Below are 11,658 nucleotides of genomic sequence, written 5' to 3' on the forward strand. Positions count from 1 at the left end.
ACCGCTTTCCTAGCTAATTTCAGGACTTGTGAGGTACTTGTTATTGACCTCGCCTGCAAGCTCTCTAATCTTTTCTAAAAGAGTCTTCCTATCCAGATTATTATCTATATGGTATTTATAAATATAATCAAAGTAGGTCTTGTCGTAATTATCTTCATTGTTATCATCATGAAGGAAGATAATCTTTATCTTATCATTGTATCTTTTGGCAAGTTTTGCCATATTTATAGAAGAATAGGCATTAAACTGACTTAAGTCCTCACCTAAAATCAGATAATCCATATCCTTGATCAAATCTTTAAAATCAATCTTTTCCAAGATATAGTCCATTGGCTCGGTGATTTTGGCCTTAAAGTAAGTAAATAAGGCCCAAGCACAGCCTCCACCAGAACCTAAAGATGGAAAGTCAACATGGCCGATTCCTAAAAGCTCGGCGGTCTTTTCTATGAAGTTCTCACACCCCCTAAAAAGTCTCGCCACATCAAGATCACTTGCACCCTTCCTATAGGCTCTGTTTTCTAAGAAAGAATTTTCTCCAAAAAGAGTCATCTCGCTGCTTGTAGCAATCTTAATATCAGCCTGCTTAAATCTCTGATCTACCCCATCTATATCAATCCTACTAACCTTGGCCAAATTTTTGGCTACAGGAGAAAGACTATTATCATCCTCATCATAGAACCTCGCTCCCAAGGCATAGAGCATGCCCATGCCCATATCGTTAGAAGCACTGTCACCTACACCTATATAAAAGCTTTCCGCTCCATTGTCCAAGGCATCAAGAAAGACTTCTCCAAGCCCCAAGCTTGATGCGTTCATAACATCGAGATCTTCCTTATACAAAAGCGAAAGTCCAGACGATTCGGCCATCTCTATAGTAGCAAAACCATCATTTAACAAATACCTCGCGGTAATCGCTTCGTTTAAGGGATTATGTACATTGACATAGTGGTAATCTCCCTTAGAAATAAACTTCATCGACTCTATTGTGCCTTCTCCTCCGTCGAGGAAGGGTATAGGATAAGCCTTAGAGGACAACTCCTCCTTAAAAATCCTTCCCATAGTAACAGAATCTTCAAAATTTTTGATTGTATCTATAGCTATTAATGTTTTCATTTTATCTCCTCATCCTTAAATATATACCCGAATACTTTTAATTATTTTTATAATATAACGAAAATATTCCTGTAAATTCATAAGAGTCTCCAATCGGGCTAAATTTAGGGCAAAAGACTTTACATATCAGTTTTTACTTGTTATACTAGATTAGAAAGATAAACTTTCGCTGTTTAACTCAGAAATCGAGAAAGATTTCATAAAGACCATTGGCTTTTTTGCTGGTGGTTTTTTCATTACCTAAATGCAACAGCGAAAGGAGCAAAATTTATTAAATAAATTTTGTCAGAGTAGGAAACTTGCCTAGGGCAAATTTCACTAGGTTCTTCTCCTATTTTTTGACAAAAATAGGGAAGACCGCAAATATTTGTTAATATTTGCTACCATGACCTGTTTAACTCATGAGATTTACAGAAATCTCAACATAGACCATTGGCTTTTTGCTAGTGGTTTTTTCATTATCTTAATACAACAGCGAAAGGAGCAAAATTTCCTAAAGAAATTTTGTTAGGGTAGGAAACTTGCCTAGGGCAAATTTCACTAGGTTCTTCTCCTATTTTTTGACAAAAATAGGGAAGAGCGCAAATATTATCAATATTTGTTACCATGACCTGTTTAACTCATGAGATTTACAGAAATCTCAACATAGACCATTAGCTCTTGCTAGTGGTTTTTTCATTATCTTAATACAACAGCGAAAGGAACAAAATTCCCTAAAGAAATTTTGTCAGAGTAGGAAACTTGCCTGGGGCAAATTTCACTAGCTTTCTTCTCCTATTTTTTACAAAAATAGGGAAGACCGCAAATATTAAAAAATATTTGCTACCTTGACCTGTTTAACTCATGAGATTTACAGAAATCTCAACATAGACCATTGGCTTTTGCTAGTGGTTTTTTTGTTATCTAAAAGTAAAAGCGAAAAGATCATGATAATTTCCAATAATAATCTTGTAATTTTCTCTCTTATAGCTGTGATATATTACTATAAAGCATCTACCATCCTTTTACAAAATTACCCTTTTATAAATTCGATTCGCAAGATAAAAGCCTTTGCTAATTTTTAATTAATTAGTAAAGTGATTAAGTCATTATAAGTAAAGTTATTTAGATATTTAAGACAATAGGAGGAGTTAATTTGTTAAAGAATAAGAAATTTGCGATTATCTTTTCGATTTTCGCTATGTTTTTGTGGGGCTCAGCCATCCCTACCATAAAGACAACCTACCTAGAGCTTGGAATCGGGGCAAGTGACACTGGCCAAAAGATTCTCGTAGCTGGGATTAGGTTTTTTATGGCTGGTATCATAACCCTAATTTATTTTCTTATTTTCGATAAGAATTATAAGGATTTTAAGAAACTCGATTGGAAATTTGTCATAATTTTAGGTTTAATTCAGACTAGCATCCAATATCTTTTCTACTATATAGGTCTGTCAAACACTTTTGGAGTCAAATCTTCCATCATCCAAGCAGCAAATTCATTTATAGTAGTGATATTTTCTGCCCTACTTTTACCAGAAGATAAGATAAATTCAAAGATGATCCTGGCTCTCGTGATAGGAACTATTGGAATTATCATCACAAATACTGGAAAACCAATCGGCGGAGAAGCTATGAAGCTTACCGGCGAAGGATTTATCATAGTTTCTACATCAATAAATGCCTTGTGTACAGTCCTTGTAAGGAAGTACGGCAAGGGGATGAATGGCTATCTTCTTACAGGCCTTCAGTTTTTTGTAGGATCTATTATCTTAATTATTGTAGGAAGAAGCCTTAGTGGAGGATGGATTTCCTTTACAGACAAAGCGGCTATCCTCTTAGTTTATGCAGCCTTTATTTCAGCAACTGCCTTTACTATTTGGACCCTAGTTCTTCAAGAACATTCCGCAAACGAATTTGGAATCTATAAGCTCTTTATTCCTCTTTTCGGATCTATCCTATCCGTTATAGTTCTAGGAGAAGTCTTTACCCTAAGACTTGCCTTGGGTATGATCCTAGTTTTATCTGCTTCTTTGATTTTAAATATGAATAAGAAGAGAAATTAAAAACTCTTACTAAGTCACAAAAGAAAAAGGTGATGAGCAGGATAATTTTCTGCTGCATCACCAATTTTTTATCTCAATTCCATTATCTCTTCTATCTCAGAAGGATTTATTCCAACCATAGCTTCTCCTAGGTTTTTGCTTACTTCAAGGAGAACTTTTGGATCGTTGTATCCTGCCACGGCCTTTACTATAGCCTTGGCTCTCTTTTCTGGATCTCCTGATTTAAATATACCAGATCCAACAAATACTCCCTCAGCTCCCAATTGTCTCATAAGAGCTGCATCTGCTGGAGTTGCTACTCCACCCGCAGAGAAGTTTAGGACAGGAAGTCTCTTGTTATCTCTTACATATTTTAATAGGTCATAGTCAACTTGGAGGTCTTTTGCCTTTGTATAAAGAGCATCATCAGTAAGACCCGCTACTTCTGCTATTTGTGAATTGATCTTTCTTAAGTGTCTTACAGCTTGGACTACATCACCAGTTCCTGCTTCTCCCTTAGTTCTAATCATTGATGCGCCCTCTTTGATTCTTCTAAGAGCTTCTGACAAGTCTCTTGCTCCACAAACAAAAGGTGTTTCAAATTTCGCCTTGTCGACATGGTTTTCATCATCGGCAGGAGATAGAACTTCTGATTCGTCTATGTAATCAATACCTAAAGCTTCAAGGATTTGTGCTTCTACAAAATGACCAATCCTAACCTTTGCCATAACTGGAATAGAAACTGCATCCATGATTTTTCTTATCATTTCAGGATCACTCATTCTTGAAACTCCGCCGGCAGCCCTGATATCTGCAGGAACTCTTTCAAGAGCCATTACTGCAACAGCGCCAGCATCTTCTGCTATCTTTGCTTGCTCGACGTTAATAACGTCCATTATAACTCCGCCTTTTAGCTTTTCATTTATCTCAATATTTTTTTTATCCATTGATCTTCCTTTCATAAAACATTTCACTTACATTATACAATAAATGTAAGATTATGTTAATCTCCTATCTATTTTCTTGTATTAGGTAGAAAAACCACTAGCTTGTAAGGCATAGTAGCTGTATATTTCCTTTCACAAAACTTATTGACTTTATACAATAAAGCTTATAGATTACTACTTTAACTTGTAATATACCATTAATATTAGTATAATATGAGCGACTAAAAGAATAGAGTTCATCATTTTGGACACATTAAAAGACTGGAGTTGCCGCTCCAGTCTTTTTTCTTGGCTAGTTACTATTCATCTTCATTACTATCTAACCATTTACAAATATAGTGACTAATTACATTTGCCATGATAGCAACAATTAAAGAATAGAGTAGACCCTGACATGGATCTATCATTTCGGACACCCCCTTCCTGTTACCAGTCTAGGGATAGTAACTCATATATTATACTATAAATTAGGTATTTATAGTGGTTTTTTATATGTTACATGTCTTGATCAATATTAAATGTACAAAATACATATTTAAAATATCAAAAGCTCAATAACAACCTTAATTCATCAATTAAAATCTATTTGATCAAGTGATTTTTCTAAAAATTTAAAGATTTAGTTTGACTTTTGATTTAAAATTATTCTAATTATATTAATAAGAGTGATAACAATTATTATAATTATTTTAATATTCTGAACTCTAAAATATAACTTAAGGAGAATTGCATATGGCTTTTATAGGAAGAAAATTACCAGAGTTTAGTTTAGATGCTTATGATCCATCTAAGGAAGAATTTGTTACTGATAAGGACCTCCTAGATAAGTGTACTGTCCTAATATTTTAACCAGCAGATTTTACTTTTGTATGTCCGACAGAGCTTGAAGATATGCAAGAATCATATTTAGAAACAAGAAAGTTGCCTACTGCACCCACTGTGATGGTCCTCTCTTTAAGGATAAGCCAGTAGCAGTAATTGGAGGTGGCAATTCCGGTGCGGAAGCTGCAATTGATCTTGCTAATCTCGCTAAGAAGGTTACAGTTATAGAGTTTCTACCAGAGCTTAAGGCAGACAAAATCCTCCAAGATAAGCTAAAGAACCTATAAAATGTAGAGATAATAACCAAAGCCCAAACGACCGGCCTTTATGGAAATGGCAAGGTCCAGAGCCTAAAATTTACTGACAGGTTCTCTGGCGAAGAAAAGGAAATAGCCATCGACGGCTGCTTCATCCAAGTAGGCCTTGTTCCTAATACAGAATGGCTAGCTGAAAGTGAAGTCCAGTTAAATAAACACGGTGAAATAATAACGGACAAGAATGGCCCAAGCAATGTAGAATTTGCAGCAGGAGATTCTACAGAGACTGCCTTCAAACAAATTGTAATAGCTGCAGGCTCTGGTGCAACAGCAGCCCTCGGAGCCTTCAACTACTTGATGGTAAACTAAATCACTCTCCAAATAGACCCACTGACTTCTTATAAGCTAGTGGGTTTATTTTATTTTACAAAATAATTTACAGCCGGAAGCTTCCTAATATTTTTATTCAAGGCCCAGTAGATAGCAACCAAAAGAATTATGGCACTTCCTATAAAAATCGCTTTTGAACTTGATAAATACTCTCCAAGAAAACCACCGACCAAGGCTCCGACTGGTGCCATAAAGGTAGATATACCAACCATAGCACCCATGGCAGAACCTATTTTCTCACTTGGGACAAGCATCTGGACCATAGTTTGGGCATATACATTAACTATTCCTACTACAAACCATCCAAGAGCGTATAAGGCGACTGCTACTTTAATATTTGTAGCAAAGTAAGAAAGAGATATCCAAGATAAGGATACGACAAGCATTCCATAAACATAAAGTTTACCTAAAGATACTTCCTTTAGCTTTGGAAGACCTGCAAACAAAGAACCAAGGAGAACTCCTACTCCCATGCCTGCAAGCATCAGACTATAGAAAATCTCATCTTTGGCAAAGGCAGGTAAGACTGCACTTATAGATGTGGCAGAGAAATTTATAAAGACTACTCCAAGGACTAGGGCAAAAATTCTAGAATCCTTGAGTAAATCTAGACCTTCTTTAAGTCCCTTAAAGTGATTTTTAATAACTGAACCTTCTTTCTTATTTTCTCTTTCATTGTAGTGACTAAGCTTTTTGGATAAGAGACAGAACAAAAGGCCAGTCAAGACAAAACTTGCACTATCTGCATAAAAAGCAGTCATAAAGCCAAAAATCGCTATAATGAAACCTGCTAGGGTATCAAAGATGGCATTAGACCCTTGATAAGCCATAGTCATCAAGGAATTTCCTGTAACAAGTTCATCTTCAGAAAGAATCTTAGGCAGAAGAGAAATCTGTCCAGGATAAACCAGCTGGTTAAGCAAGGAAATTATTGGCATAAGAACCATAATGTGGTAGACATTCAGTCTTTCCCAATAATACAAAGCGGGAATTATTAATATTAAGATGGCCTGCAGAAATTGGGTAAGAATCAAAAACTTCTTCATATTAATCTTATCCAAGATTGGACTTAGAAGTAATTGAACAATGGCTGTTGATGATGTCAGAAATAGGCTTATACCTGAATAGACAGTAGACCCACTCATCTGGTAGACCAAGAGGGTTGAAGCTATAGCATAAAGGCTATCGCCAAAGTTTGTAATAAGTCGTCCTAGAAGCAGGACATAGAAATCTTTGTTTTTAATCATTTTTAACATTCTCCTTATATTTAACGTTTATTTTTTATTGACAGTCTCGTATTTTTTACCAGTAAGCTTCTACTTACTGGCTTAAGATATTTATAGAATTGTACTTACTTGACTGATATATCTTCCTTTTTTTAATAATTCAGTAAATAAATCTCATTATTAAATTTACATCATTCTGAATTATTCATCACAAGCGTTATAATCTTTAACGTTTAGTTTTTATTGACAGTTGCGTATTTTTTTACCAGTAAGCCTCTACTTACTGGTTTTAAGATAATTTATAGATTTGTACTTGGAAGCTTTCACTATTTCCATCATCTTCCCTGTATTTTTCTATTAATTCATTTAAGTCTTTTTCGAAAGACTCGTAAGATTTCTTAGGGATTTTGAAGGTGAATTGCTTTTCTTCCAAATTATTATTAAATATTTCGCTATTCGGTATAAAGGCCTTGGCTACAGGTAAGAAATATTTTTGAGTAATCCCATTTATTAGCTCTGTATCTACTACCTCGACAATTCCATTTTGTTCCAATATTTTAAGGTGGTAGTGGATTTTGGACCTGCTAACTCCTAGGGCATCTGATAAGTCCTGAGCTGTCTTAGGTGTAGCTCCTAAAGTCATAATAATTTTAAGCCTTATGGGATCACTTACTATATTTACTTCTTCTAAAGTATCTAATATGTGAACTTCTTTCATAAGTACCCTCCCCTCTTCTCTTTGTTATTTATAATATAGCACTGATTTACCTATCTGTCAAATTTTCCTTAACGTTAAATTGTTTTATTTGAAAACCACTAGCTTGTATTACTAGTGGTCTTATATTATTCTCCTAATTTTTCCTTATAGGCTTTTACTAGGTCGTCTTCTGTGATGTCCTTTGCCCTTAAGTCAAGGACAATTTCTCCCTTGTTTAGCATGATTATCCTGTCAGAGTATTTGACAACGTCTCTTAGGTTGTGGGAGATTAGAAGAGTTGTCATGTTTTCCTTATCGATAAGGCTTCTTGTCATGTCCATTATGTTTCGACTGGTCTTTGGGTCAAGGGCTGCTGTGTGCTCGTCTAATAATAAGAGGTCCGGCTTTTTGGCTGTCGCCATAAGAAGGGCTAGGGATTGTCTTTGTCCTCCAGATAGTAGGCCCGTCTTGGTCTGGAGTTTGTTTTCAAGGCCTAGCTTTAATTTCTTAAGTCTTCTTACTATTTCTTCTGTATCCGAGCTCTTCTTAAGAGATCTTAAGCCGAATTTCTCTCCCTTTTTTAGGGCTAAGGCCATGTTTTCGTAGATATCTAGGTTGGTCGCCACCCCGTCTTTGGGATCTTGGTTGACCTTTCCCATATATTTAGCTCTTTTTTCCTCGCTAAGTTTGCTGATCTCTACTCCATTTACTAAAATCTGTCCTGAATCTAGGGGAAGGCTTCCGCTTATTAGATTCATCAAGGTAGACTTTCCGCAGCCATTAGGTCCTATGATGGTTGTAGCAAGGCCTTCTTCTATCTTTAGGGAGAAATCCTTAAATATTGTATTTTCTTCGCTTGTGCCTATATTGAAAGTTTTGGAAATATTTTTAATTTCAAGCATTTTTAACCATCCTTTTGTATTTTCTATCAGCTAGGTAATTGTTGTAGGAAATAAAGGCTATTACAATTAAAGCTGTGATAAGCTTTAGGTCGTTTGGATTTAATCCTAGATAAATTGCAAGGCCTGATATAATCCTATAGACAATTGCTCCAAGTATTGCCCTTGATGTATCTCTAAGCTTATCTCTAGATTTCATCAAGGTATCTCCTATGATAATTGACGCAAGACCTGTCACTATCATGGCTGTTCCCATTTGTATATCGGCAAAGCCCTGGTAGTTGGCCATAAGGCCTCCACTTAGACCTATGAGAGCATTTGATAGGATGAGCCCCACCATGATGAAGCTATCTGGATTTTTACCTAATTGTTTGACAAGTTTTCTGTTATTGCCAGTAATTTTAAGTAGGTAGCCTGTCTCGCTTCTTAGGTAATAGTCGATAGCAAGTTTGATTATTAGGGTTAGGCCAAGTAGGATTGGCCATTTGGGAAGGGCCCCAAAGATATTTGGATTTCCTGCTATAGGGATATTACTTGCTCCTCCTATCCTTAAATTTATGGAATAAAGGATGGTTAGGGTTAGGATTCCTGAAAGAAGTGGGTCTACCTTAATCTTTTTGTAGAAAAAGTAAGTAAGACATCCTCCAAGCCCCCCGCATATTATAGCTCCTATGATTCCAAGATAAGGACCCAGCCCCTTTTGAATTAGAACCGCTGCTATAAAAGCTCCCAAAGGATAGGTTCCTTCGAGGGATAGGTCATAATATTTTAAAAACTTGTAGCTAAGCATGTAGCCCATGGCAAGGATTGCAAATATTAAACCTATTTCTATACTTGCTCCTAGTGATGATAATAAGCCAGTCATTTCTTCTCCTTAGTCTATTTTTTCTGCATTCTTTAGTAAATCTTGATTTAAATCTACTCCCAAAGTCTCGGCAGTCTTGGTGTTTACAAGAACTTTTAGATTTTCTGCCTTCTCGTAAGGAATATCTTTGGCATTTTTCTCATTTTTAAGAATCTCTGCTGCCATAGCTCCAGCCTGACTTCCAAGCTGTCCGTAGTTTACTCCTTCACTCATCAAGGCCCCATTTTCTACGCTTCCTTCATCATAGGCGATTGATGGAATTTTTTCCTTGGCTAGGGCCTCACTTATAACTGGCATAGCATTTACAACGACATTGTCTGTTACTGTAACCATAGCATCGATTTTGCCCTTAAGGCTTGCTATAGCTTGAGGTATGTCGTTTATCGAAGATACTCCTCGCTTTTCTAGCTTTAAGCCCCTTTCTTCTAGAGCCTTTTCCAAGGCTTCGATTTGAACTTGGGAGTTTTGCTCGTTGGTATTATACATTGTTCCGAATACCTTAGTGTCTGGATATAGGCTTAAGAAGTCATCTATAAGCTTTCCTGCTTCTACATAATCAGATACTCCTGTAATATTTTCTCCGCTAAGTCCTGCTCCTTCTGGGTCTGTTACTGCAGCGAATAAAACAGGCTTATCCTTTATGGTATTGGCCACTCCTTGGGCTGCTGGTGTTCCTATGGTATAGATTAGGTCAACATTTTTGTTCTTAAGGTCTGTCGCAAATTGTGGGATTAGGGCAAGGTCTCCGTTTGCCCTGTGGTCTATTAACTCATAGGAAATATTTTCGCTATCGAGCTTTTCAATAAAGCCTTCTCTTGCCGCATCCAAGGAAGGGTGATCTGCAATTTGTACAATTCCTATCTTCGCCTTATAACTGGATCCTTCTTCAGTGTTTTTTTCTGTTTCGTTCGCCTTGTTTCCACAAGATCCTAGTAGGGTCATAGCCAACATTAGTCCTAAAATTTTCTTAATTTTCATATTATCCTCCATAATTTCCGATAGACTTTTATCTAACAAAAAAACCCGCCCTGTATAGGACGAGTGTATTCGTGGTACCACCTAATTTCATAATCTAAAGATTACCTTGACAAGAGTCTATCAACTCCTTGCTTCTGATAACGGTAGCTTCCGTAATAGCTTACTAGATTCGGCTATTCTGCATACAGAGGGAATAAGTATATACTCCTTACAAGACTTGCACCAACCGTCTTTTCTCTTAAGTAATTCATATAAACTATCTTTCTGTAATCACATTTATTCTTTAACTAGATAATACACGGAAAAATAAACTTTGTCAAATGTTTTTGATAAATTATTTGTTAAAGTATATAATTACTCATATTTCAAAGTTGAATACAAGATTGCCTTAACTGCTGGTATCCTATTTTCTGTCTGATCGAAAACAGTAGACTTCGCTGATCTAAAGACTTCATCGGTAACTTCCATCCCATCGAAGTCCATATCCTTAGGAAGTTTGGCAAGGACCTTTTGGGCAAGCTTGGATTTTTTATCATGAAAAGCTGGCAAGCAATGCATAAATATAGTAGTATCCTTTGTCTTATCCATTACCTTCCTATCGACCCTATAAGGGTACAGCTCCATAATCCTATCTAAAGGCACATCCTCTGACTCTGTTAGGGCAATCCACATATCAGTATAGATTATATCAGCTTTTCCCAAAGCTAAATTCAAATCTTCTGTATAAGTAATCTGGGACCCACTCTCTTTCGCAAAATCCTTAGAAAGCCTTATAAAATCTTCCTTAGGGAAATATTTCCTAGGACCTGCTGCAGTGAAGTTTATTCCAAGCTTGGCACAGGTTATAGATAGGGAGTTAGGCATAATATCTCCAGGATAGCCTAGATATAATAAATTAAGTCCCTTAAGATAGCCGAACTTTTCCCTTATTGTAAGCATATCTGAAATCATCTGGCTTGGATGGGTCTTTTCTGTCATGGCATTATAGATTGGAACTTCTGTCATCTTTACGAGTTTTTCTAGCATGTCCTGCTTGTTTCCTCTGTAGACTATGCCGTCGTAATAGCGGTCGAAGACATTGATACTATCTTCGATAGATTCCTTCTCGCCGAGCTTACTTGAATAAGAATTTATAAGACTTACTCCCATTCCCAAATCAAAGGCTGCAACCTCAAAGGAAGTCCTGGTCCTTGTGGAAGCTTCCTCAAAAAGAAGGATTAGGTTTTGTCCGTCAAGATACTTGTGGGGCCTTTTTTCCTTCTTAAGCTTCTTAAAATCAGCCGCCAAATCTATAAGATATAAAATCTCCTCCTCAGAAAAATCTTGCATAGCAAGAAAGTTCCTACTTCGTAAATCAATCTCCATATATTTCTCCTTTGTATCAATATACCTTATTTTTGATTTGTTATTAGGATGAAAAAACCTCGCCGAGGCGAGGTCT

9 protein-coding genes, 1 pseudogene and 1 other annotated feature are annotated in these 11,658 nt (G+C 36.4%); of the genes and pseudogenes, 2 read left to right on the plus strand and 8 right to left on the minus strand.

The features are described 5' to 3' along the window. Window positions 1-9: 9 nt before the first annotated feature. Window positions 10-1,113, minus strand: a complete 1,104-nt coding sequence (locus C7D97_RS07255; protein WP_105301399.1) for a glycerate kinase family protein — start codon at window positions 1,111-1,113, stop codon at window positions 10-12. Between the two features lie 1,135 nt (window positions 1,114-2,248). Here C7D97_RS07255 and C7D97_RS07260 point away from each other — a divergent pair. Next, complete coding sequence (locus tag C7D97_RS07260; RefSeq protein ID WP_105301400.1) at window positions 2,249-3,157, plus strand: DMT family transporter; 909 nt, start codon at window positions 2,249-2,251, stop codon at window positions 3,155-3,157. Window positions 3,158-3,225: 68 nt separating this feature from the next. On the opposite strand, the gene pdxS is transcribed toward C7D97_RS07260, so the two are convergent. After that, the gene (pdxS, locus tag C7D97_RS07265; RefSeq protein WP_105301401.1) at window positions 3,226-4,083 is read right to left on the minus strand and encodes a pyridoxal 5'-phosphate synthase lyase subunit PdxS; all 858 of its coding nucleotides are present in this window, start codon (window positions 4,081-4,083) and stop codon (window positions 3,226-3,228) included. Window positions 4,084-4,988: 905 nt separating this feature from the next. Between pdxS and C7D97_RS07275 the strand changes: the two are divergent. Further along, window positions 4,989-5,531: pseudogene (locus C7D97_RS07275) on the plus strand (FAD-dependent oxidoreductase); the annotation flags it as partial. 50 nt (window positions 5,532-5,581) lie between these two features. Here the strand turns inward: C7D97_RS07275 and C7D97_RS07280 are convergent. From C7D97_RS07280 to argF, 6 genes are all read right to left on the minus strand, one after another. Then, on the minus strand, window positions 5,582-6,808 hold the full coding sequence (locus C7D97_RS07280; protein WP_105301402.1) for an MFS transporter: 1,227 nt from the start codon (window positions 6,806-6,808) through the stop codon (window positions 5,582-5,584). 259 nt (window positions 6,809-7,067) lie between these two features. Next, window positions 7,068-7,496, minus strand: coding sequence for an ArsR/SmtB family transcription factor (locus C7D97_RS07285; RefSeq protein WP_105301403.1), 429 nt, complete (start codon window positions 7,494-7,496; stop codon window positions 7,068-7,070). Between the two features lie 125 nt (window positions 7,497-7,621). Next, entirely contained in the window at window positions 7,622-8,377 is a 756-nt protein-coding gene (locus tag C7D97_RS07290; protein WP_105301404.1) for an ABC transporter ATP-binding protein, read from the minus strand. Next, window positions 8,370-9,239: an ABC transporter permease gene (locus C7D97_RS07295; RefSeq protein WP_105301405.1), complete on the minus strand. Its 870-nt coding sequence runs from the start codon at window positions 9,237-9,239 to the stop codon at window positions 8,370-8,372. Before C7D97_RS07295 ends, C7D97_RS07290 begins: the two co-directional genes overlap by 8 nt. Window positions 9,240-9,248: 9 nt before the next feature. Beyond that, entirely contained in the window at window positions 9,249-10,217 is a 969-nt protein-coding gene (locus tag C7D97_RS07300; protein ID WP_105301406.1) for an ABC transporter substrate-binding protein, read from the minus strand. A 52-nt stretch (window positions 10,218-10,269) separates the two neighbouring features. Then, window positions 10,270-10,497: a binding site (T-box leader), on the minus strand. A 74-nt stretch (window positions 10,498-10,571) separates the two neighbouring features. Then, window positions 10,572-11,582 (minus strand): ornithine carbamoyltransferase, encoded by a 1,011-nt coding sequence (gene argF, locus C7D97_RS07305; RefSeq protein ID WP_105301407.1) that lies wholly within the window; start codon window positions 11,580-11,582, stop codon window positions 10,572-10,574. Between the last annotated feature and the right edge of the window lie 76 nt (window positions 11,583-11,658).

It is taken from the genome of Anaerococcus marasmi (assembly GCF_900290195.1).
GTDB classification, from domain to species: domain Bacteria; phylum Bacillota; class Clostridia; order Tissierellales; family Peptoniphilaceae; genus Anaerococcus; species Anaerococcus marasmi.

Coding starts and splice junctions, on each gene's coding strand:
- C7D97_RS07280 (WP_105301402.1), bottom strand. CDS start 6,808: ATGTTAAAAATGATTAAAAACAAAGATTTCTATGTCCTGCTTCTAGGA.
- C7D97_RS07255 (WP_105301399.1), bottom strand. CDS start 1,113: ATGAAAACATTAATAGCTATAGATACAATCAAAAATTTTGAAGATTCT.
- C7D97_RS07300 (WP_105301406.1), bottom strand. CDS start 10,217: ATGAAAATTAAGAAAATTTTAGGACTAATGTTGGCTATGACCCTACTA.
- C7D97_RS07295 (WP_105301405.1), bottom strand. CDS start 9,239: ATGACTGGCTTATTATCATCACTAGGAGCAAGTATAGAAATAGGTTTA.
- argF (WP_105301407.1), bottom strand. CDS start 11,582: ATGGAGATTGATTTACGAAGTAGGAACTTTCTTGCTATGCAAGATTTT.
- pdxS (WP_105301401.1), bottom strand. CDS start 4,083: ATGGATAAAAAAAATATTGAGATAAATGAAAAGCTAAAAGGCGGAGTT.
- C7D97_RS07285 (WP_105301403.1), bottom strand. CDS start 7,496: ATGAAAGAAGTTCACATATTAGATACTTTAGAAGAAGTAAATATAGTA.
- C7D97_RS07290 (WP_105301404.1), bottom strand. CDS start 8,377: ATGCTTGAAATTAAAAATATTTCCAAAACTTTCAATATAGGCACAAGC.